Here is a 22,630-nt window from a genome sequence, read left to right on the forward strand (position 1 = left end):
CGGCGGCCGAAAGACCACGCGAGTTCCCCCACGACTCAGGGCGTTAGCCCTTGACGGCGCCGGTGAGCATCCCCTTCTTGAAGTGCTTCTGGACGAACGGCGACAACACGGCAACCGGCAGCAACGCCATCACCATGACGGCCATCTGCACGGCGAGACCGGACAGCTCACCGGTCTTGATCGCCTGGCCGAGCCCGACCGGCGCCTCCTGCTTCTGCACGAGCTGGATCATGACGTTCTGCAGCGGCAGCATGTCCTGGTCGTTGAGATACAGAGAGGCGTTGAACCAGGCACTCCAGTACCCGACGGCGTAGAACAGCGTGATCACCGCGACGACCGCGCGGGAGAGCGGCAGCACGATCTGCCGCAGGATGCGCAGGTCCCCGGCGCCGTCGATGCGGGCGCTGTCGATCAGCTCCTGCGAGATGCCCATGAAGAAGCCGCGCAGCACCAGGATGTTGAAGACGCTGATCGCGCTGGGCAGGATCAGCGCGAGGTAGGTGTCCGTCAGGCCCAGGGACTGCACCAGCAGGTAGGTGGGGATGAGGCCGGCGCTGAAGAACATCGTGGCCAGCAGCACCATGAGGAGCCAGCGGTGGCCCAGGGAGCCGGTGCGGGACAGCCCGTAGGCGCACAGCACCGACACCGCCATCGAGAACACGGTGCCCACGAGGGTGACGCCGAGGCTGACGAGCGTGGCGCGGGTGACCTGGCCGCCGCTGAGCAGTTCCTGGTAGGCGACGAAGGTGATGTCCTTCGGGATCATCACCAGCCCGCCGGCCTCGTCGATGGTCTTCCGTGAGGACAGGCTGGTGACGACGACGATCCACAGCGGGAACAGGATGGCCAGGCAGGCGAGGAGCAGGACCAGCCCTTTGCCGGCGAGGCCGGCCCGGCTGGGCGCCTCCTCCCACACCGGCCGGGGCGGAGCCGCCCACCGGCCGGGAGTCCGCACGGGCTTGTCGATGACGGCGGTCACTTCTTGTACACCCCCTGCTCGCCCATGAGGTGGGCCACCTTGTTCGCTATCAGGACCAGGCCGAGACTGATGACGCCCTTGACGAGACCGGCGGCGGCCGCGTAGCCGAAGTCCTGGTTGCGCACGCCGTTCCACCACACGAAGGTGTCGAGGACCTCCGAGGCTCCCGGTCCGACGGCGTCGCGTTGCAGCAGGATCTGCTCGAAGCCGACCGTCAGGGCGTCGCCGACGCGCAGCACCAGCAGCAGGGCGATCACCGGGCGCAGCGCGGGCAGTGTGACGTGCCACATGCGGCGCCAGCGGTTCGCGCCGTCCATCGCGGCGGCCTCGTACAGGTCGGGGCTGACCGAGGCCAGCGCGGCGAGGAAGACGATGATCCCCCAGCCGGCGTCCTTCCACACGCTCTGCGCGGTGACCAGGAACTTGAAGGTCTCCGGGTCGGTCATCAGGCTGAGCCCGTCGTACCCGTGGTCGCGCAGCAGCTGGGACAGCAGCCCGGCGCCGCCGAACAGCTGCTGGAAGACGGCGACGACCAGCACCCACGAGAAGAAGTGCGGCAGATAGAGGACCGCCTGCGAGATCGCCCGCACCCGGGGCCTGACCACGCTGTTGATGAGCAGCGCGAGCAGGATGGGGATCGGGAAGTACAGCACCAGCTGGAGGAAGAACAGCAGCAGTGTGTTCTGCACCGCGTTCCAGAAGGCGGAGTCCTCGAAGATCCGCTGGAAGTTCTCCAGGCCCACCCACGGGCTGTGCAGGATGGAGACGACCCCGTTGTCACTGATGTAGGGGTCGTACTCCTGGAACGCGACGACGTTGCCGAGGATCGGCACGTAGTTGAAGAGCAGCACCAGCAGGATCGCCGGCAGCGTCATCAGCAGCAGGACGCGGTCGCGTCTGAACCTCAGTCGCAGGCTGAGCTTCCCGGCGGGCGGTTTCCCGGTGCCCCCGGTGGCGCCGTCGTGCGCCGCCGGGGGGTTCTCCTTCGCTTCGGCCTCGGTGTCGGTCCGAGGCACCGTGCTGTGGGACACGGCGGTTCTCCTTGCCTCGGTACCCGGTCAGCCGGCCGCCGAGCCGTTCTCGTCGAGGATCTTCTTGTACCAGTCGCGCAGCTCGTCGCCGCCCTTGCTCTTCCAGTCGGAGACGGCCTGCTGCACGTCGCTGACCTTCTTGCGGCCGCGGACGACGTCGTCCTCCAGCTGCTCGAAGTCGTTGGAGAGGTTGGTCCAGCGGCCGGGCTCGGTGATCTGCATGCCGTAGAAGGACGGCTTCCTGGTGAAGGCGCCCATCCGCTGCTGCCACTCCACCTGTCCCTTGGCGACCTCGGGGAAGTCGGGGTGGGCGATGGTGGCGGCGGGGCTCGCGACCATCACGTAGGCGTTCATCACGTCGACGTTGCCCTGGTCGGTCTTGGTGGGCACGCCGTCCTTGACGGTGTAGTGGGTGCCCTCCACGCCGTAGTTGGTGGCCATGTACTCCTTGGTGCCGTACGGCGCGGCGGTGACGTTGGCGACGGCCAGCACGTCACGGATCACGGACTCGGACGCCTTCTTGTTGACGAAGGCGAAGATGCTCGCCGGGTTCTGCGCCCACAGCGTGGGGTCGCCGCCGTCGTGCCCGAAGAAGTCCATGCCCCAGATCTTGAACTCGGGGTTCTGGGTGGCCTGCTCCGCGGTGCGGCTCCACCACTGCGACATGTCCTGGTTGTAGATCAGGAACTCACCGGCGGCGAACTTGGGGCCGGGGTCGCTGGCGTTGCTCTTGCCCAGCTCGGCGTCGGGGTGCACCACGCCGGCGGCGAACAGCTTGCGCGTCCACTCCAGGGCCTCGAGGTACTCCTCGGTCTCGATGCGGTAGACCAGCTTGCCGTCGACCTCGTTCCAGCCGAGTGACTTCTCGTTGCCGGAGAGCACGCCGAAGGCGTTGAAGGCGGTCCACTTCATGTCCAGGCAGGCCCAGCGTTTGGCCTTGGCGTTGGTGGCCTCCTTGGCCAGCGCCATGAACTCGTCGCACGAGCGGGGGACCTCGTAGCCCTCCTTCTCGAAGATGTCCTGGCGGTAGAGCGGCACGATGCCGGACACGTACGAGGACGGCATGGGCAGGCCGCGCAGCTTGCCGCCGAAGATGGACCGCTGCCAGGCGTCGGTGGGGATCGCCGCGAGGTTCGGGTAGTCCTTGACGGCGTCGCCGGACAGGTACGGGCCGAGGTCGGCGAACTTGCCGATGATGGCGCTGGGGATCTTGCCCGTCATGTTCCAGCCGGGCACGACCACCACGTCGGGCACCTCGCTGGAGGCGAGGACGGCGCCGAGCTTCTGGTCGTAGGTGTTGCCGTCCTGGTTCTGCCAGACCACGTCGACGCCGATGAGGTCGTTCATCGACGTGTAGTAGGCGTTGCCGTCCTTGGGCGGGGAGCCCCAGAACGGCGACATGACGGTGACCTTGCCGCCCTTGCCGAGCTTCTTCGGCACCGACGTCTTCAGGCCCGCCAGGTCGAGCTCGCTGGTGAAGCCGACCGCGGAGCCGTTCTTGCTGGGGATGTCGGGCGTGACCACGTTGCTCGCCACGTACGCCGGGAGGATCTTCTTGGCGTCCTTGCCCGACGTGGTGCCGTCCCGCGAACCTCCGTCGGACCCGCCGCACGCGGCGAGCAGCGGCATTCCCCCGGCCACCGCTGCGGTGGCGACCGCCGTGGAGGCGAGGAAGCTTCTCCGGCTCGGTCCGGAGGAGTTGGGGGCGGCATTCGGCGTCATTGCGTCAACCCTTCATGGCGCACCAGGACACCCGGCAGGTGGCCGTCGGCTGTGGTGTCTTCAGTGGAACTGGCTGAGCCGAAGCGGTGGTTCGGCGGAAGGTGCGCCGGAAAGGCGGGCCTCGCAGTCGAAGCGCTTCGATGTTGCTGCGAGGTTAAGTGAACACCCAGGGGCACACAAGGGTCACATCCAAGATTCCTCGGATGTATGCACGATCGCGATGCAGGCATCATGTCCATGGATCACCTCCGAGACGTTCGATCCGATGCCCTGGATCCCTTGACACCCACCCCCGCCCCGAATGAGCATCGAAGCGCTTCGAAAGCGCCTCGCCGCTCCATCCCGAGGGGAACTCCACGTGACCGCACAAACGCCGCCTACGCCGCCTTTCCGCGATACGACCCTGTCGTTCGCGAAGCGCATCGACGACCTCCTGTCGCGGCTCACCCTCGACGAGAAGATCGGATTTCTGCACCAGTTCGCGCCGGCCGTGGAGCGTCTGGACGTCGCCGCCTTCCGCACCGGGCAGGAGGCCCTGCACGGCGTCGCCTGGATGGGCCCGGCGACGGTGTTCCCGCAGGCCGTCGGCCTGGGCGCCACCTGGAACCAGGAGCTGGTGCGCCGGGTGGGCGAGGCGGTGTCCCGCGAGACCCGCGCGATGCGCGCCCGCGACGAGCGCGTCGGCCTCAACGTCTGGGCGCCGACCGTCAACCTGCTGCGCCACCCCCTGTGGGGCCGCAACGAGGAGGGCTACTCGGAGGACCCGAAGCTCACCTCGGCGATCGCCACCGCCTACACCCAGGGCCTGCGCGGCGACCACCCGGTGTACTGGCGCACGGCCCCCGTCCTCAAGCACTGGCTGGCGCACAACAACGAGACGGAGCGCGACACCACCTCCAGCTCCGTCCGCCCGCGCGTGCTCCACGAGTACGACCTGCGCGCCTTCCGCGAGGCCGTCGAGGCGGGCACGGTGGCCGGCGTGATGCCGGCGTACAACCTGGTCAACGGCCGCCCGAACCACGTGTCGCCGTATCTGCGCGAGCACCTGCGCGCCTGGACCGAAGAGGACCTGCTGGTCTGCTCGGACGCCGGAGCCCCCTCCAACCTGGTCGACTCCGAGCACTACTTCGACACCCACGAGGAGGCCACCGCGGCGGCCCTGCGGGCCGGGGTCGACAGCTTCACCGACCACGGCACCGACAGCTCGACGATCATCGGACGTATCAAGGGCGCGCTGGAGCGGGGCCTGCTGGCGGAGGCCGACGTCGACACGGCCGTACGCCGTCAGCTCTCGGTGCGGTTCCGGCTCGGCGAGTTCGACCCGGGCGCGGACCCGTACTCCGGGGAGCAGCCCTTCGACACCCCGGAGCACCGGGCGCTCGCCCAGGAGGCCGCCGAGCAGGCGATCGTCCTGCTGAAGAACGACGGCGCGCTGCCGCTCGCCCCGGACGTCCGGGTCGCGGTCGTCGGACTGCTCGCCGACGAGTGCAAGCTCGACTGGTACAGCGGCAGCCTCATCCACCGCTCCACCCCGCTGGAGGGCCTCTACGAGCGCTTCGGCGCCGAGCGCGTGGAGTTCGCCGAGGGCGTGGACCGGGTACTGCTGAAGACCTCCGCCGGTACGTTCCTGCACGTCCCGCCGGCCCCCGAGGCCCCCGAGACGGCACGCGGCGCCGAAGGCGCGCTCGACCCGGCGCTGCTCGCGGGCCGCACCGACCTGCCGCCGCTCGCCGCCGGGTCGGACGGCACCGAGCTCGCCCTGGCCGACTGGGGCGAGGGCGTGCTCACCCTGCGGGCGCCCGACGGCCGTTACCTCTCCGTCGCCGAGGACGGGTACGTGCGCGCCTCCGCCGACCAGCCGGGCGGCTGGGTCGTGCAGGAGACGTTCCGGCTGGAACCGCACGGGGACGGTCACCTCCTCAGGCACGTGGGGACAGGACGCCACGTGCAGGTCGCCGCCGACGGCGTGAAGGTTGCCGAGGAGGACCCCGAGGTCTTCGAGCTGGTCGTCGTCGAGCGCGGGCAGGACGCGGTCACGCGCGCCGCGGCCGGCGCCGACGTGGTCGTGGTGGTCGCCGGCAACGACCCGCACATCAACGGGCGCGAGACCGAGGACCGTACGACGCTGCGGCTGCCCGCCCAGCAGGAGCGGCTGCTGCGCGCGGCCCGCGCCGCCAACCCGAACACGGTGCTGGTGCTGACCTCCGCCTACCCGTACGCGGTGGACGCGGCGGACCTCCCGGCGCTGCTGTGGACCGCGCACGGCGGGCAGGCCGCGGGCACCGCGCTGGCCCGCGTGCTCGCCGGCGACGTATCCCCCGCCGGCCGGCTGCCGCAGACCTGGTACGCCGACGACGCCGACCTGCCGGACCTCCTCGACTACGACGTGATCGGCGGCCGGCAGACCTACCTGTACTTCGAGGGCACGCCGCTGTTCCCCTTCGGGCACGGCCTGTCGTACGCGGGCTTCTCCTACGGGGAGCTGACGGCGGACGTCGTCGGGTCGGCGGTGCACGTCTCCTTCGCCGTCACCAACACCGGTGACGTCACCGCCGACGAGGTGCCGCAGCTCTACACCCGGGCCGTGGCCCCCTCGGTCCCGCGTCCGCGCCGCGAACTGCTGGCCCACCGGAGGGTGACGCTGGCGCCCGGGGAGTCGGCCGGGCTGTCCTTCGTGCTGCCGCTGTCCGCCTTCGCGTTCTGGGACGTGGCGGTGGGCCGGTGGCGGGTGGAGCCGGGGGCGTACGAGCTGCTGGCCGGGGCCTCCAGCGAGGACGTGCGCGCACGGGCCACCGTGACGCTGGAGGGTGAGCCGACCGCTCCGCGCGCCGTCCTCGAACACGGTCTGGACGGGGCCGACTTCGACGAGCAGAGCGGCATCGAGATCGTCGACCGGACGAAGGCGGCGGGCGACTCGGTCACCGCCGTGGCCGGCAAGGACGGCGAGCTCCTCTTCCGGGGCTGCGACTTCGGCGGCGGGGCGACGGAGGCGACCGTCGAGGTCTCCGGCGAGGGCACGGTCGAACTGTCCCTCGACGGCGGGCCGGTGCTCGCCGAGCTGTCCCCGCAGGCGCCCACGTCGGGCCCGTACGACTACACCACGCTCCGCGCGTCCCTCGCCGTCGTCGACGGTGTGCGCGACGTGCGCCTGCGGCTGCGCGGCCCGCTGCGGCTCGCGCACGTCGGCTTCTCCGGCTGAGGGTCCGGACGCGGCCGGCGCGATGAGGGGTCCGGCACCGGTGGGAACCGGTGCCGGACCCCTTCCCGTCGGGCGCGGCCCTTCCCGGGGCGGCGCATCCTGGAGGAGGTCCGAGCCCTGGAAACCGTCCTTCGGGAAGCCGCGCAGTCCCTATGATGCCGGGGTCAGTTTTAACGGAGGGGAGAGCGTTTTCATGTCCGGCACCAATCCCGCACCCGGTGGGTTCGGGCCGCCGTCCCAGCCCCCGCAGCAGCCGGGCCCGGGATACGGCTATCCGCAGTCCGGCCCTTCCTACGGTTACCCGGCGGGTCCCGCCCCGCAGGGCATGCCCCCCGCGCCCTATCCGCAGACGCCCGGCTACGGGACGCCCCCGCAGCCGAGCAACGGCATGGGGACCACCGGGCTGGTGCTGGGCATCATCGGCCTGGTCTGCAGCCTCACCTTCTTCCTGTGGTTCTTCGGCGTGATCCTGGGCATCCTGGCGATCATCTTCGGCGCCGTCGGACGGGGGAAGGCGAACCGCGGTGAGGCCACCAACAAGGGCGCGGCGACCGCCGGACTGATCTGCGGCATCGTGGCCACGGTGATCCTGCCGCTGCTCGGCATCCTGTTGTTCGCCAGTGTCATGGGGGGCGTCGGCGCCGCGTCCTGAGCGCCCGCCTCCCGGAGAGGGCCGGTCCGCACGGACCGGCCCTCCGCCGTGTGCGGGGGCCTGCGTTCAGCCGGCGCGCAGTCGTCCGCGGGCTTCCATCAGCGCGAATCCCAGCAGGTTCGGCCCCCGCCAGCGCTCCGGGTCCGTGGCCCGCTCGTCGCCGGCCGCGAGGCCGATGCCCCACACCCGGTCCACCGGGCTCGCCTCGACCAGCACCCTCTCGCCCGTGCCCAGCAGAAAAGCCCGCAGATCCTCATGGGCCGCGAACTTGTGCACGCTGCCCTCGACGACGATCCCGAACCGCTCCCGGCGCCACGTCTCCTCGTCGAAGCCCCGCACCAGCCGTCCGGCCTCCTTCGCCTGCGAGGGATGCCCCGCGGCCAGCACCCGCCGCTCCCCCTCCGGGTCTTCGAACAGCCGGGCCTTGGCCGCCATCATCCAGTGCTCGGCGGTCGCGTACTCCACGCCGTCCACCGTGAACGGCGACGGCCACCACTGGCTCAGACAGCTCGCCCCGATCCGGCCGTCGGGCAGCGGCCGGTGCCCCCAGAAGTGCAGGTACTTGATTCTCGCCCCGGCGCGGGCCGCCTCGATCAGCGTCTCCCGCGAGTCCGTCGTCCCCGTGATCCTCTCCATGCACGCGAGTCTGGCAGCAACCACGGACACTCCGTCCTGCCTTTTCCGCAGCAACTCGACACCTGGTCGACAGATTCCGTCGCGTAACCAAAAGGCAACAACGGAATCACTTGTTGGAGTCGCATCGCTCTGTCAGGATCGGCACTCAAATCGAGCTGGAGCCACGCCGCCCCCTCGGGGACACGGAGGAGAGCGACATGCACAACCCGGGCAGCACCACCCCGGAACGATTTCCCGCCCAGGACCGGTTCACGGACGGCGCGCAGTTCGTCGCGGGCCGCCTGACGAAGGGCGCCTCGGGCCATGTCCACGCGGTCGTCGACCCGGCCACCGGCGCCGAGGCGTACACGTACGAACTCGCCGGCCCCGACGACGTCGACGCGGCCGTCGCCGCCGCGCGGGAGGCGTTTCCGGCGTGGGCCGGCGCCACTCCCGGTGAGCGCTCCGACGCCCTGCACCGGTTCGCCGCCGTCGTCGCCGAGCGCGCGGAGGACTTCGCCCGCGCGGAGTCGCTGCAGTGCGGCAAGCCCCTGAAGCTGAGCCGCGAGTTCGACGTGCCGGGCACGATCGACAACATCGCCTTCTTCGCCGGGGCCGCCCGCCACCTGACGGGTCAGTCGGCCGGCGAGTACTCCGGCGACCACACCTCCTACGTCCGCCGTGAGCCCATCGGTGTCGTGGGCTCCATAGCGCCCTGGAACTATCCGCTCCAGATGGCCGCCTGGAAGATCCTCCCGGCGATCGCCGCGGGCAACACCGTCGTCCTCAAGCCGGCCGAGCTCACCCCGCTGACCTCGCTCCTCTTCGCGCAGGCCGCCACCGACGCCGGCCTCCCGGACGGTGTGATCAACATCGTCACCGGGACCGGCCGGGAGGCGGGCGAGCACCTGGTCGGCCACCCCGACGTGGCCATGACCTCCTTCACCGGCTCCACCGCCGTCGGCAAGCGGGTGGCCGAGATCGCCACCGCCACCGTCAAGCGTCTCCACCTGGAGCTCGGCGGCAAGGCCCCCTTCGTCGTCTTCGACGACGCCGACCTCGGCGCCGCCGTCAACGGCGCGGTCGCGGGCGCGCTGATCAACACCGGCCAGGACTGCACGGCCGCCACCCGCGCGTACGTGCAACGCCCGCTGTACGAGGCGTTCGTCGAACGCACCGCCGCCCTGATGGAGACCGTCCGGCTCGGCGACCCCTTCGCCCCCGGCACCGACCTGGGCCCGCTGGTCTCGCACGCCCACCGCGACCGGGTGGCCGGCTTCGTCGACCGGGCGCGCGCCTACGCACGCGTGGTGACCGGCGGTGAGGCGCCCCTGGGCGAGCTGGCGGACGGCGCGTACTATCGCCCCACGCTCATCGCCGGCGCGCCGCAGGACAGCGAGGTCGTGCAGTCCGAGATCTTCGGGCCGGTGCTGGTCGTCCTGCCCTTCGACACCGACGACGAGGGCATCGCGCTGGCCAACGACACCCCCTACGGGCTCGCCGCCTCCGCCTGGAGCCGGGACGTGTACCGCACGGGCCGCGCCACCCGTGAGATCAAGGCGGGGTGCGTGTGGGTCAACGACCACATCCCGATCATCAGCGAGATGCCGCACGGCGGCTACCGGGCGTCCGGCTTCGGCAAGGACATGTCCGTCTACTCGTTCGAAGAGTACACACAGGTCAAGCACGTCATGTTCGACAACACCGCGGTGGTCCGCAAGGACTGGCACCGCACCGTCTTCGGGGACCGATAGCAGCCAGGCCGCCCGACCCGCGGCCATCCTCCCGAAAGGGCACCACGCGCATGGAGCAGTACGAGCCCGACCGCCTCTCCCCGGCCCAGGAGGCCGCGATACGGCGCAGTCTCCGCAGCGGCAGGGCGGCCCTGAGCCGCCGTGCCCTGCTGCGCGCCTCCGCGGGCGGCGCGCTCGCGGTCGGCGGACTCGGCGCGCTGAGCGGCTGCGGCATCCCCGCCGCCGGCAACACCCAGGGCGGTGTCCCGGCGGAGGACCACTCGGCGGAGGAGAAGTCCGTCACCTTCTCCAACTGGACCGAGTACATGGACGTCAACGACAGCGGACGCCGTCACCCCACGCTGGAGGCGTTCACGCGACGCACCGGCATCAAGGTCACGTACACCGAGGACATCAACGACAACAGCGAGTTCTTCGGCAAGGTCAAGCCGCAGCTTGCCGCGGGCCAGGACACCGGCCGCGACCTCATCGTCCTCACCGACTGGCTGGCCGCCCGCCTGATCCGCCTCGGCTGGGTGCAGAAGCTGGACCCGGCCCGCCTCCCGCACGCCTTCGCCCACCTGTCGCCCCAGTTCCGCAGCCCCGACTGGGACCCGGGCCGCGCCTACTCCTACCCCTGGCAGGGCATCGCGACCGTCATCGCCTACAACAAGAAGGCGCTCGACGGCGTCGAGGTGAAGAGCCTCTCCGACCTGCTGGACAACCCGAAGCTCAAGGGCCGGGTCGGACTGCTCACCGAGATGCGCGACACCATGGGCCTGACCCTGCTCGACATGGGCAAGGAACCGGAGAAGTTCACCGCCGACGACTACGACGCGGCGCTCGCCCGTCTCCAGAAGGCCGTCGACAAGGGCCAGATCCGCCGCTTCACCGGCAACGACTACACCGCGGACATCAGCAAGGGCGATTTCGCCGCCTGTGTGGCCTGGGCCGGGGACGTCGTCCAGCTGAAGGCGGACAACCCGGACATCGACTTCCTGATCCCCGACAGCGGCTACATGATGTCCAGCGACAACCTGCTGGTCCCCAACAAGGCCCGTCACAAGGCCAACGCCGAGCGGCTGATCGACTACTACTTCGAGCCGCGGGCCGCCGCGGAGCTCGCCGCCTACATCAACTTCGTCTGCCCGGTCGAGGGAGTCAAGGACGAGCTCGCGAAGATCGACGAGGACGCGGCGAACAACCCGCTGATCCTCCCCGACAAGGCCATGCAGGCCGCATCCCGTGCCTTCCGCTCCCTGAGCGCCGAGGAAGAGACGGAATTCGAAGAGAAGTTCGCGAAGCTCACTGGGGCGTGACGAGATGAAGACGACCAACGACACCACCACGGCCGGCCACGGCGGCGGGGACGTCCGCCTCACCGGCATCGGCAAGACGTACGGCTCCTTCACCGCCGTGCACCCCCTGGACCTGACCGTCCCGCAGGGCTCCTTCTTCGCCCTGCTCGGCGCGTCCGGCTGCGGCAAGACCACCACCCTGCGGATGATCGCCGGCCTGGAGGAGCCCACGAGCGGCGCCGTCCACCTCGGCGACCAGGACGTCACCGCGCTGCCGCCGTACAAGCGGCCGGTGAACACGGTCTTCCAGTCCTACGCCCTCTTCCCGCACCTCGACATCTTCGAGAACGTCGCCTTCGGCCTGCGCCGGCGCGGCATCAAGAGCGTGAAGAAGCAGGTCGAGGAGATGCTGGAGCTGGTCCAGCTCGGCGAGCAGGCCCGCAAGAAGCCGCACCAGCTCTCCGGCGGCCAGCAGCAGCGGGTCGCGGTGGCCCGCGCCCTGATCAACCACCCCAAGGTGCTGCTGCTCGACGAACCGCTCGGCGCCCTCGACCTGAAGCTGCGCCGTCAGATGCAGCTGGAGCTCAAGCGCATCCAGACCGAGGTCGGCATCACCTTCGTGCACGTCACGCACGACCAGGAGGAGGCCATGACCATGGCCGACACGGTCGCCGTGATGAACGCCGGCCGGGTCGAGCAGCTCGGCTCCCCCGCCGACCTGTACGAGAACCCGCGCACCACGTTCGTCGCCAACTTCCTCGGCACCTCCAACTTCATCGAGGCCGAGGTGGACTCGGCGTCCGGCGGAGAGCTCGTGCTGAAGGCGGGCGGCGGCAAGCTCGTGCTGCCCGGGGCCCGCAACAGCGCGCCCACGACGACCGGCGGCAAGGTGCTGGTCGGGGTGCGCCCGGAGAAGATCTCCCTCACCCACGCCGACGACGCCGGCGAGATACCCGAGGGCCGCAACCGGATCACCGGCCGGATCACCGGCGCCGGCTTCATCGGCGTCTCCACGCAGTTCGTCGTCGACAGCCCGGTCTGCTCCGACTTCGAGGTCTACGTCCAGAACATCGACCGGGACGCCCGACTGGTACCGGGCGCCGAGGTCGTCCTGCACTGGAATCCGGCGCACACCTTCGGGCTGGACGCGGCGCAGTCCCTGCTTGCCGGGACAGTGGGCTCCGCCGGCGTCGAGACGGTTGCGGAAGAGGTCGGCTGATGGCCACGGTCACCCAGGCGCCGCCCGTGGCGCCCGCCCCGGAGACGAAACCACCCCGCAAGCCGCGCGGGCGGGGCCGCTGGACGCCGTACTGGCTGCTGCTGCCCGGCCTGCTCTGGCTGCTCGTGTTCTTCGCGCTGCCGGTGATCTACCAGGCCTCCACATCCGTGCAGACCGGCTCCCTGGAGGAGGGCTACGAGGTCACCTGGCACTTCGCCGCCTACTGGGACGCGCTGTCCGAGTACTGGCCGCAGTTCGTGCGCTCGGTGCTCTACGCGGCCTCCGCGACCGTGCTGTGCCTGCTGCTCGGCTACCCGCTGGCGTACCTGATCGCCTTCCGCGCGGGACGCTGGCGCAATCTGATCATGGTCCTGGTGATCGCGCCGTTCTTCACCAGCTTCCTGATCCGCACCCTCGCCTGGAAGACGATCCTCGCCGACGGCGGCCCGGTGGTCGACGCCCTGAACACCCTGCACGTCCTGGACGTCACCGCCTGGCTCGGCTGGACCGCCGGCGACCGGGTGCTCGCCACCCCGCTCGCGGTGGTCTGCGGTCTGACGTACAACTTCCTGCCGTTCATGATCCTGCCGCTCTACACCTCGCTGGAGCGCATCGACCCCCGGCTGCACGAGGCGGCGAACGACCTGTACGCCAGGCCGTCGACCACCTTCCGCAGGGTCACCTTCCCGCTGTCGATGCCGGGCGTGGTCTCCGGCACGCTGCTGACCTTCATCCCGGCGTCCGGCGACTACATCAACTCGGATCTGCTCGGCTCGACCGACACCCGCATGGTCGGCAACGTCATCCAGTCGCAGTTCCTGCGGATCCTCGACTATCCGACGGCCGCTGCGCTCTCGTTCATCCTGATGGCCGCGATCCTCGCCGTCGTCACGCTCTACATCCGCAAGTCCGGCACGGAGGATCTGGTTTAAGTGACCTTCGTCAACTGGCTCAAGCGCCGTTTCGTCGCCATCGCGGGACTGCTGACTCTCGCGTACCTCCTCCTGCCGAACGTCGTCGTCACCGTGTTCTCCTTCAACCATCCGAAGGGGCGCTTCAATTACACGTGGCAGGAGTTCTCCACCGAGGCGTGGCAGGATCCGTGCGGCGTCTCCGGGCTGTGCGCCTCCCTGTCGCTCAGCCTCCAGCTCGCCCTGTGGGCGACGCTCGGCGCCACCCTGCTCGGCACGATGATCGCCTTCGCGCTGGTCCGCTACCGCTTCCGCGCCCGCCCCGCCGTGAACTCGCTGATCTTCCTGCCGATGGCGATGCCCGAGGTGGTCATGGCGGCCTCACTGCTCACCCTGTTCCTCAACATGGGCGCGCGGCTGGGCTTCTGGACGATCCTGATCGCCCACATCATGTTCTGCCTCAGCTTCGTCGTGGTCGCCGTGAAGGCGCGCGTGATGTCGATGGACCCGAGACTGGAGCAGGCCGCGCAGGACCTCTACGCCGGCCCGTTCCAGACGTTCGTCCGGGTCACGCTGCCGATCGCCGCCCCCGGCATCGCGGCCGGCGCGCTGCTCGCCTTCGCGCTCTCCTTCGACGATTTCATCATCACCAATTTCAACGCCGGCTCGACCGTCACCTTCCCGATGTTCGTCTGGGGCTCCGCGCAGCGCGGAACCCCCGTGCAGATCAACGTCGTCGGCACGGCCATGTTCGTCGTCGCCGTCCTCCTGGTGCTGGTCTCCATGGCCGTCGGCAACCGCCGCAACCGGCGGAAGGCATAGAGACACCGCCGCAGTCCCCCGTAGGGAGTTGACATCATGGCCCCGAACGCCATGAGCCGTTGGACGAAATCCCTCTCCGAGGCCCGGCCGGTCTCCTACTGGCTGGACGACCCCGGCCGGCCCGCACCCGAGCCCGCCCTCACCGGCGCCGAGACCTGCGACCTGCTGGTCGTCGGCGGCGGCTACAGCGGGCTGTGGACCGCGCTGCTCGCCAAGGAGCGCGACCCCGCACGGGACGTCGTGCTGGTGGAGGGCCGTGAGGTGGGCTGGGCCGCCTCCGGCCGCAACGGCGGGTTCTGCGCCGCCTCCCTCACCCACGGCCTGCCCAACGGACTGGCCCGCTGGCCGGACGAGATCCACACCCTCCAGCGGCTGGGCGCCCGCAACCTCGACGCCATCGAGGAGACGGTCGCCCGCCACTCCATCGACTGCGACTTCGAACGCACCGGCGAGATCGACGTCGCCACCGAGCCCTACCAGGCCCGGGAGCTCAAGGACCGGTACGACGGGATCCGGGCGGCGGGACTCGCCGACGGCGTCGAGTACCTGGACACCGGGGCCGTGCGGGAGCAGGTGGACTCCCCGACCTTCCGGGCGGGCCTGTACGACCGCCGGGGCGTGGCGATGCTCCACCCGGCCAAGCTGGCCTGGGGGCTGAAGCGGGCCTGCCTCGACCTCGGCGTGCGCGTCCACGAGCACACCCCCGCCCTCACCCTGAAGCCGTACGGCGCCGGCATGACCGTACGCACCCCGTACGGGCGGATCCGGGCCCGCACGGTCGCGCTCGGCACCAACATCTTCCCGAACCTGGTCAGACGGGTCCGCTCCTACACCGTCCCGGTCTACGACTACGCCCTGATGACCGAGCCGCTCACCGCCGACCGACTGGCGTCGGTCGGCTGGAAGAACCGGCAGGGCCTCGGGGACAGCGCCAACCGGTTCCACTACTTCCGGCTCTCCGCCGACAACCGGATCCTGTGGGGCGGTTACGACGCGGTCTACCCGTACGGCGGCCGGGTGCGCGCCGAGTACGACGACCGGCCGGAGACCTACGCCAAGCTCGCCGGACACTTCTTCACCTGCTTCCCGCAGCTGGAGGGCGTCCGCTTCACCCACGCCTGGGGCGGCGCGATCGACACCTGCTCCCGCTTCTCGGCGTTCTTCGGCACGGCGCACGCGGGGAGGGTGGCGTACGCGGCGGGCTACACGGGGCTCGGCGTCGGCGCCACCCGTTTCGGCGCCGAGGTGATGCTGGACCTGCTGGCGGGGGAACGGACCGAGCGCACGGAGCTGGAGATGGTGCGCAGGAAGCCGCTGCCGTTCCCGCCGGAGCCGTTCGCCTGGACCGGCATCGCCCTCACCAAGTGGTCGCTGGCCAGGGCCGACGCGCAGGGCGGGCGGCGCAATCTGTGGCTGCGGACGATGGACCGGCTGGGCCTCGGCTTCGACAGCTGAGCCGGCGGACCGGGGCCGCCGGGCCGGTCAGCCGGCACGGCCACCGGCACCGGTCCGGGGACCGGGGGCCCCGGCGGCCCTCCGGCGGCCGGCCAGCAGCCACAGGCCGATCAGCAGCGCCGCGCCGAGGCACCAGCCGGCCGCCACGTCCAGCGGCCAGTGGTAGCCCCGGCGCACCAGTCCGAACGAGGCACCGGCGACCAGGGCGGCACAGGCCGCGACGAGCGCGCGCCGCGCCGCCGGCGAACGCAGCAGCGGGAGGAGGAGCAGCGTCGCCGCGCCGTACGCCACGACGGCGGTGGTCGTGTGCCCGGAGGGGTAGTAGCCGACCGCCGGGGGCACGGCCGGGGTGCCGGGGCGGTCGGTCCACTCCTTCAGGGGCGCGACCAGCGCCGGCACCAGCACCATCGCCAGGGCCCCGGCGGCGGGCGGCAGCCACCAGCGGTCCCCGCCCGTGGCACGCCCGCGCCGGGCGACGTACGCCAGCGCGACCAGCAGGACCGGCAGGGCGACCTGGACGTTGCCGAGGTCGGCGAGCAGTTCGGAGGCCCGGTCCGGATGGACCAGCGCCCGGCTCAGCCGCTCGTCGAGGCCGACCAGCGGACCGTCGGCGACGACCTGCCAGGTGATCAGCGCGAAGAGGAGGAGGGGCGGTCCGAGCAGCAGCATGGTGCACAGCTTCGCAGGTGGGCCCGGCGCACGCCGAAGGGCCGGCGCAAGGGGGGAGTGCGTCGGCCCTTCGGGGAACGGCTTGCCGTGTGAGATGCCAGGACGGCCGTCCGGACCGGAACGTCGCGCGCCCCGGGGGGTTTGGGGCGGGCGACCGTCCGATCGTGAGGAGACCCGGAGCCCTCGGGCCCCGGTTCGTGTGCGCGAGGCACGACCAGGTCGAAGCTGGGGAGGCCCCGGCCCGGCTCCGCCCGCAGTCCCCTGCGGACGGGGTGTATCTCTCATCCGGGGAGAAACCTACGGCAGGGGGTGGCCCCGCGACAGGGCCGACGGGCTCCTGTCATCCACCCCGCACACCTTCTTCACACGCTCTGCCGCTCCCCTGCTCCGGCGGCCGTTCCGGGCGGCTCACCTGCCCCGACGTCGGCTCAGATGCGCGCGAACGCCTGCTCGATGATGTCGAGGCCCTCGCTCAGCAGGTCCTCGCCGATGACCAGCGGGGGCAGGAAGCGCAGCACGTTGCCGTAAGTGCCACAGGTCAGGACCAGCAGGCCCTCCTGGTGGCAGGCCTTGGCCAGTGCGGCCGTCGCCTCGGGGTCGGGCTCCTTGGTGGCGCGGTCCTTGACCAGCTCGACGGCGATCATCGCGCCCCGGCCGCGGACGTCGCCGATGACGTCGAACTTCTCGGCCATGGCGGTGAGGCGGGCCTTCATGACGCCCTCGATCGCCTTCGCCCTGGCGTTGAGGTCCAGCTCCTTCATCGTCTCGATGGCGCCGAGCGCGCCCGCGCAGGCGACCGGGTTGCCGCCGTAGGTGCCGCCCAGGCCACCCGAGTGCGCGGCGTCCATGATCTCCGCGCGGCCGGTGACGGCGGCCAGCGGCAGACCGCCGGCGATGCCCTTGGCGGTGGTGATCAGGTCCGGGACGATGCCCTCGTCCTCGCAGGCGAACCACTGGCCGGTGCGGCAGAAACCGGACTGGATCTCGTCGGCGACGAAGACGATGCCGTTGTCCTTCGCGAATCGGCTGATCGCGGGCAGGAAGCCCTTGGCCGGCTCGATGAAGCCGCCCTCGCCGAGCACCGGCTCGATGATGATCGCGGCCACGTTCTCGGCGCCGACCTGCTTGGAGATCTGGTCGACGGCCTGCGCGGCGGCCTCCGGGCCCGCGTTCTCCGGGCCGGTCGGCCAGCGGTAGCCATAGGCGACCGGGACGCGGTACACCTCGGGCGCGAACGGTCCGAAGCCGTGCTTGTACGGCATGTTCTTCGCGGTCAGCGCCATGGTGAGGTTGGTGCGGCCGTGGTAGCCGTGGTCGAAGACGACGACCGCCTGCCGCCTGGTGTACGCACGCGCGATCTTGACGGCGTTCTCGACGGCCTCGGCGCCGCTGTTGAACAGCGCGGACTTCTTGGCGTGGTCGCCAGGGGTCAGCTCGGCGAGCGCCTCGGCGACGGCCACGTAGCCCTCGTACGGCGTGACCATGAAGCAGGTGTGGGTGAAGTCGGCGAGCTGGGCGGAGGCGCGGCGGACGACGGCCTCGGCGGAGGCGCCGACGGAGGTCACGGCGATGCCGGAACCGAAGTCGATCAGCCGGTTGCCGTCGACGTCCTCGATGATGCCGCCGCCCGCGCGAGTGGTGAACACGGGCAGCACGGAGCCCACGCCCTGCGCGACCGCGGCGGTGCGGCGGGCCTGCAGCTCCTGCGACTTCGGTCCGGGGATGGCGGTGACGACGCGGCGCTCCTGCGGAAGTGCGGTCATGCGGGGCTCCTGGGGGGTGTTTCGGACACGTGCGTTCTTTTCTCGCAGGCTAGGTCGGGGAGAGGGGGCTGGGCATGCTCCATGTGGGCGCTGTCCGGGGGGCCGGGTTGTCCGTGGTGGACATACCCGGCTGCGGGCGGTCGTGCCGCTGGGGCGGCGCGGGTGGGCGCGGCGGCACCCGCGAACGCGGCCGGGTGAAACCCGCACCCGCCCGGCCCTCGGCCACGTAAACAGTGAACTCACCCTGTCGGGGCGTTAGATTGACTCGCTGATGGCGGACGGAGCGGCAGCTCAGGGGGCAGGGCGATGAACGACGACGGTACCCAGGACGCGCGGGGCACGCACGCGAACCCCGTACCGCGCCCGGCCGGCCCCCCCGACATCCCGAAGACACCCCCACGCCCGCCCCGCGCGCCGGGCACACCGTCACCTCCGCAGCAGTCCCCCGTCACCGTCTGGCTCGACGAGGAGAGGCCGGCCGCCCGCCCGGGGATCTGGCGGTTCGGCCACCGCCCCAAGGAGATCCGGGAACGCATCGCCCCGGTGACCGTCGCCGGCATGTTCATCCCGGTCGTCCTCGCACTCGTGGTGTGGTCCCTCTGGAGCAGCGGCTACTTCCCGTACAAAGGCACCCTGTTCCGGGTGTTCACGCCGGATGACTGGTGGTACGAGCTCTCGCTGGTGCCCCGGCCGGTCGAGGGCCGGACCGTGACACTTCCCGGGGAGCACGCCAGGCTGGTCGCCGACGGCATCCTCTTCGGCGCACTCGTCTTCGGAGTCGGCGTGCTCGGCAGCTGGCGTGCCATCGTCCGCCACTACATGGACCGCCTGCCCCGCCCGGCACAGCTCCTGGTCTCCGGCTGCCTCGCCTTCCTCACCCTCGGTTTCGTCTTCCCCGACGCCTTTGTGGGCCTCGGCTGGTTCGAGCTGCCGGTTGTGGTTCCGCTGCTCTCCCTGACGGCGCTCGTCACGGACAGCTACGAACTGATGGCCTCCGCCTTCTTCACGTACTCGCTGTACACGGTCGTCACACTGTTCGTTTTGTGGCCGTTCGCCCGCCTCGGGGACTGGCTGCCGTACGCGAGGGAGCTGTTCGCCCCTCCACGGACGGACACCGCCGCCGGGACCGTGCCCGGCCGTCCCCGCTCCCAGTGGCCCGCTCTTCGCGAGGCCGGACAGTACGAGGCCGCGGAGCTGCTCACCACCGAGGTCGCCCGGGGCCGTGCGAACGACGTCGACTGCGCCCGCATCGAGCACGCCTTCGCCGTCGCCCGGCACACCGCCACCCTGGCGGCCTTCAGCGACACGGTCCTGCGCCAGGGTGGCGCGGCCTGGACGCATCCTTCCGGCGCCCGGGACCTGCCGCGCCGGTCCGCCCGTCACGACCTGCTCGCCGGCCAGGTGCGCATCGGCCGCTGGGTGGCGGCCGAGCGTGCTCCCCAGCCGTACCACGACGCGGGCGCGGCCCTCGGCCCGGACGTGCTCGGCACCTCGCTGCTCGCCGTCGGCCCCTCCGGGTCCGGCAAGACCCGCGCCCTCGTCGAACCGGTCACCGAGGCGCTCGCGCTGCAAGCGCTCACCGGCAGCTGTGCCGTCGTCGCCGTCTCCGCCGCCGGGAGCCGGCTCGGCACGGACGACGCCTTCGACGTGATCGTGCGGATCGGCGATTCGTCCTCGGTGCACGACCTCGACCCGTACGCCGAATCCGACGATCCCGACGAGGCGGCCGCGATCCTCGCGGAAGCGCTGACGGGAGACCTGGACACGGCCGGCACGCGGGGCGCCGCCACCGCGCTGGCCCAGCTGCTCGGCCCGTTCCGGGCGGTACACGGACGCTTCCCCACCCTGCCGGAGCTGCGCGAGCTGCTGGAGGGCGACGAGGAGACCCTGACCCCGCTGCGGGAGGTCCTGGCCTCGAGCGGGAACGACGTCATGCGCCGCGAGCTCGACGCGCGGCTGCGCCAGACCGGTACGCCGGGCGATCCGGGCCGGGTCCTGGCCGACCGGCTGGCGTTGCTGAACAGGCCGGTGTTCACGGACTTCTTCGGCGGGGGCGGTCCCAGTCGGCCGTTCTCCCTGCGCGCGGTCGCCCACCATCCCCTCCGTGTGCGGATCGACCTGCCGGAGCGCGGCCACGAGGAGGCCGGACGACTGATCACCCGGCTGGTCCTCGCCCAGTTCCACGCCGTCGTACGCGAGAGCCGGCGCACCCACTTCGCCTGCCTGGTCCTGGACGACGCGACGGGCACGATCACGGCGGAGTCGGTGCGCCGCATCCAGCGGCTGCGGTCGCAGAACGCGGGCGTGCTGCTCAGCCTGCGCACCGTCGGTGACGTCCCCGAGGCGCTGCACGGACCGCTCTACGGCGCGGTGGGCTGCCGTATGGCGTTCTCCGGTGTCACCACCTGGGACGGCAACCGGTTCGCGCAGACCTGGGGCACCGAGTGGGTGGAGACGACGGAGGTCGCCAAGCACACGGTCTTCGCGGACCAGCCGATGACCCGCTTCCTCCACGCGCTGCGCAAGCGGCTGACGGGCAAGGCGGTGACCACGGACGCGGTCACCGTGAAACAGGTCGAGCGCGAGCGCTGGTCCGCCTCCGAACTGGCGCACTCCGTGCCGCCCGGGCACGCCGTGCTCTCGCTGACGACCGTCGGGGGCGAGCACGCGCCCCCGCTCCTGGTGGACCTGCGGGGGTGAGCGGCCCGGGCGGCCGGTGACCGTACAGTGAGGCAGAATCGACACAGGTCGTTCATACGCGGCGGCCAAGAGATCACCGAGTTCTCACCCACCCGACGCAGACCCGAAGGCTCAAGGCTCCGATGCCCCCGACGCTCGCCTCGCTCGTCCACCACTCCGCGCTCAAACTGACCGTGCGCGCGGGCGAGGACCGCCTCGACGCGCCGGTCCGCTGGGCGCACGCCAGTGAACTCGCCGACCCCGTGCCGTACATGGAGGGCGGGGAGCTGCTGCTGATCACCGCGCTGAAACTCGACGCGGAGGACCGGGAGGCGATGCGCCGCTATGTGAAGCGGCTGGTGGGGGCGGGGGTCGTCGGGCTCGGTTTCGCCGTCGGCGTCCACTACGACGACATCCCCGCCGCCCTCGTCGACGCCGCCCGGGAAGAGGGTCTGCCGCTGCTGGAGGTGCCGCGCCGCACCCCCTTCCTCGCGATCAGCAAGGCCGTGTCCGCCGCCATCGCCGCCGACCAGTACCGCGCGGTGACCGCGGGCTTCGCGGCCCAGCGGGAACTGACCAGGCAGGCCCTGGTGGAGGGCCCGGAAGGCCTGCTGGCCGCGCTCGCCGCCCAGGTCGACGGGTGGGCCGCGCTGTACGACGCCTCGGGCGCCGTCGTGGCCGCGGCGCCGGAGTGGGCGGGCCGGCGCGCCGCGCGGCTCACTTCGGACGTGACCCGGCTGCGGGAACGGCCCGCGCCCGCCTCCTCGGTGGTGGCCGGCCCGGAGAACGAGGACCGGGTCGAACTGCACTCCCTCGGCACCGGCCGGCGCTCCCGCGCGGCGCTCGCCGTCGGCACGGCCGCCGCCCTCGGCACCGCCGAGCGGTACGCCGTCCACTCCGCGGTCGCCCTGCTCACCCTGACCACGGAACGCTCCCGCTCCCTGCACGCGGCCGAGCAGCGCATCGGCGCGGCCGTCCTGCGGATGCTGCTCGCCGGGGAGCCGGACCACGCCCGCGCGGTGGCCGGGGACCTGTACGGCGGCCTGCTCGACGCGCCCTTCCGGATCATCGTGGCCGCGGGAGGCGAAACGCGCGGTGACGCCCTCGGAGCCCTCGCCGAGGTCGCGGAGTCCGCCGCCGCCCGCTCCGGGGAGGCGGTCCTGGTCGTGCCGGAGGGAAACCGGCTGGTCGTACTGGCCTGCGACGGCGGCGCCGCCGTCGCCGCCTGCTGCGACCACGCCGCCGCGCGGGAGGCGGCCCGCAAGGCCGACGACGACGAACTGGTCGTCGGACTGTCCGCACCGGCCGGGCCGATAGCCGCGTCCGCCGCCTACAAGCAGGCCGAGCAGGCCCTTTCGGTGGCACGGCGGCGGGGGAGGGTGCTGGTGGAGCACGAGCACATGGCCGCCGGATCGGTGCTGCCGCTGCTCGCCGACGACGCGGTCAGGGCGTTCGCCGACGGGTTGCTGCGTGCCCTGCGCGAACACGACGCGACGGGCCGCGGCGACCTCGTCGCCTCCCTCCGCGCCTGGCTCTCCCGCCACGGCCAGTGGGACGCGGCGGCAGCCGACCTGGGCGTCCACCGCCACACCCTCCGCTACCGCATGCGCCGGGTGGAGGAGATCCTCGGCCGCTCCCTCGACGACCCGGACACCCGCATGGAACTGTGGCTCGCCCTGAAGGCGACGACATCGGAGTAGCCCCCGTTCACCCCGCCCGGCACCCCCAGCACTACCAGCCCGTCCGGCGCTTGAGGACAAAGGGGGGTCCGGGGGCGCAGCCCCCAGGGACGGAAAGGAAAGGGGCGGCGGGGGCGAAAACCCGAAACCTCTCGCCTCACCCCACCCCGCCAAACCGTAGAACCCGCGCACCCCCACCACTAC

Annotated in this window: 16 protein-coding genes; 10 read left to right on the top strand and 6 right to left on the bottom strand. The window is 71.4% G+C overall.

Annotated features, from left to right (window positions below; genetic code table 11):
- Positions 1–43: 43 nt before the first annotated feature.
- From ADK41_RS26290 to ADK41_RS26300, 3 genes are read right to left on the bottom strand one after another with little or no spacing between them, the layout of a single operon-like run.
- Positions 44–979, bottom strand: coding sequence for a carbohydrate ABC transporter permease (locus ADK41_RS26290; protein WP_030824947.1), 936 nt, complete (start codon positions 977–979; stop codon positions 44–46).
- The gene (locus ADK41_RS26295; protein WP_030824944.1) at positions 976–2,010 is read right to left on the bottom strand and encodes an ABC transporter permease; all 1,035 of its coding nucleotides are present in this window, start codon (positions 2,008–2,010) and stop codon (positions 976–978) included. Before ADK41_RS26295 ends, ADK41_RS26290 begins: the two co-directional genes overlap by 4 nt.
- Before the next feature lie 27 nt (positions 2,011–2,037).
- Positions 2,038–3,732 (bottom strand): extracellular solute-binding protein, encoded by a 1,695-nt coding sequence (locus tag ADK41_RS26300; protein WP_030824942.1) that lies wholly within the window; start codon positions 3,730–3,732, stop codon positions 2,038–2,040.
- A gap of 358 nt (positions 3,733–4,090) precedes the next feature.
- On the opposite strand from ADK41_RS26300, the gene ADK41_RS26305 reads away from it, so the two are divergent.
- Together ADK41_RS26305 and ADK41_RS26310 are read left to right on the top strand one after the other, a co-directional pair.
- On the top strand, positions 4,091–6,931 hold the full coding sequence (locus tag ADK41_RS26305; RefSeq protein WP_030824939.1) for a glycoside hydrolase family 3 protein: 2,841 nt from the start codon (positions 4,091–4,093) through the stop codon (positions 6,929–6,931).
- Between the two features lie 193 nt (positions 6,932–7,124).
- Positions 7,125–7,583, top strand: coding sequence for a DUF4190 domain-containing protein (locus tag ADK41_RS26310; RefSeq protein WP_030824936.1), 459 nt, complete (start codon positions 7,125–7,127; stop codon positions 7,581–7,583).
- Between the two features lie 66 nt (positions 7,584–7,649).
- On the opposite strand, the gene ADK41_RS26315 is transcribed toward ADK41_RS26310, so the two are convergent.
- The gene (locus tag ADK41_RS26315; RefSeq protein WP_037803998.1) at positions 7,650–8,219 is read right to left on the bottom strand and encodes an NADAR family protein; all 570 of its coding nucleotides are present in this window, start codon (positions 8,217–8,219) and stop codon (positions 7,650–7,652) included.
- A gap of 197 nt (positions 8,220–8,416) precedes the next feature.
- Between ADK41_RS26315 and ADK41_RS26320 the strand changes: the two genes are divergently transcribed.
- The 6 genes from ADK41_RS26320 to ADK41_RS26345 are packed head-to-tail and all read left to right on the top strand — an operon-like array spanning position 8,417 to position 15,636.
- Positions 8,417–9,952, top strand: coding sequence for a gamma-aminobutyraldehyde dehydrogenase (locus tag ADK41_RS26320; protein ID WP_030824929.1), 1,536 nt, complete (start codon positions 8,417–8,419; stop codon positions 9,950–9,952).
- Between the two features lie 50 nt (positions 9,953–10,002).
- Positions 10,003–11,250, top strand: coding sequence for a polyamine ABC transporter substrate-binding protein (locus tag ADK41_RS26325; RefSeq protein WP_030824926.1), 1,248 nt, complete (start codon positions 10,003–10,005; stop codon positions 11,248–11,250).
- A gap of 4 nt (positions 11,251–11,254) precedes the next feature.
- The gene (locus ADK41_RS26330) at positions 11,255–12,448 is read left to right on the top strand and encodes an ABC transporter ATP-binding protein (protein WP_030824923.1); all 1,194 of its coding nucleotides are present in this window, start codon (positions 11,255–11,257) and stop codon (positions 12,446–12,448) included.
- Positions 12,448–13,380, top strand: a complete 933-nt coding sequence (locus tag ADK41_RS26335; RefSeq protein ID WP_030824921.1) for an ABC transporter permease — start codon at positions 12,448–12,450, stop codon at positions 13,378–13,380. The genes ADK41_RS26330 and ADK41_RS26335 overlap by 1 nt, the downstream gene beginning before the upstream one ends.
- Positions 13,381–14,181, top strand: coding sequence for an ABC transporter permease (locus tag ADK41_RS26340; RefSeq protein WP_030824918.1), 801 nt, complete (start codon positions 13,381–13,383; stop codon positions 14,179–14,181).
- 36 nt (positions 14,182–14,217) lie between these two features.
- Complete coding sequence (locus ADK41_RS26345) at positions 14,218–15,636, top strand: NAD(P)/FAD-dependent oxidoreductase (protein WP_030824915.1); 1,419 nt, start codon at positions 14,218–14,220, stop codon at positions 15,634–15,636.
- Between the two features lie 27 nt (positions 15,637–15,663).
- Here the strand turns inward: ADK41_RS26345 and ADK41_RS26350 are convergent, their stop codons facing one another.
- Together ADK41_RS26350 and gabT are read right to left on the bottom strand one after the other, a co-directional pair.
- Complete coding sequence (locus ADK41_RS26350) at positions 15,664–16,305, bottom strand: phosphatase PAP2 family protein (RefSeq protein WP_030824912.1); 642 nt, start codon at positions 16,303–16,305, stop codon at positions 15,664–15,666.
- 428 nt (positions 16,306–16,733) lie between these two features.
- Complete coding sequence (gene gabT / locus ADK41_RS26355; protein ID WP_030824909.1) at positions 16,734–18,068, bottom strand: 4-aminobutyrate--2-oxoglutarate transaminase; 1,335 nt, start codon at positions 18,066–18,068, stop codon at positions 16,734–16,736.
- 306 nt (positions 18,069–18,374) lie between these two features.
- Between gabT and ADK41_RS26360 the strand changes: the two genes are divergently transcribed.
- Both ADK41_RS26360 and ADK41_RS26365 read left to right on the top strand, forming a co-directional pair.
- Entirely contained in the window at positions 18,375–20,768 is a 2,394-nt protein-coding gene (locus ADK41_RS26360) for an ATP/GTP-binding protein (RefSeq protein WP_030824906.1), read from the top strand.
- Positions 20,769–20,890: 122 nt separating this feature from the next.
- On the top strand, positions 20,891–22,447 hold the full coding sequence (locus ADK41_RS26365; RefSeq protein WP_030824903.1) for a PucR family transcriptional regulator: 1,557 nt from the start codon (positions 20,891–20,893) through the stop codon (positions 22,445–22,447).
- The last annotated feature ends 183 nt before the right edge of the window (positions 22,448–22,630 follow it).

The organism is Streptomyces caelestis (genome assembly GCF_001279005.1).
In the GTDB taxonomy this organism is placed as follows: domain Bacteria; phylum Actinomycetota; class Actinomycetes; order Streptomycetales; family Streptomycetaceae; genus Streptomyces; species Streptomyces heliomycini.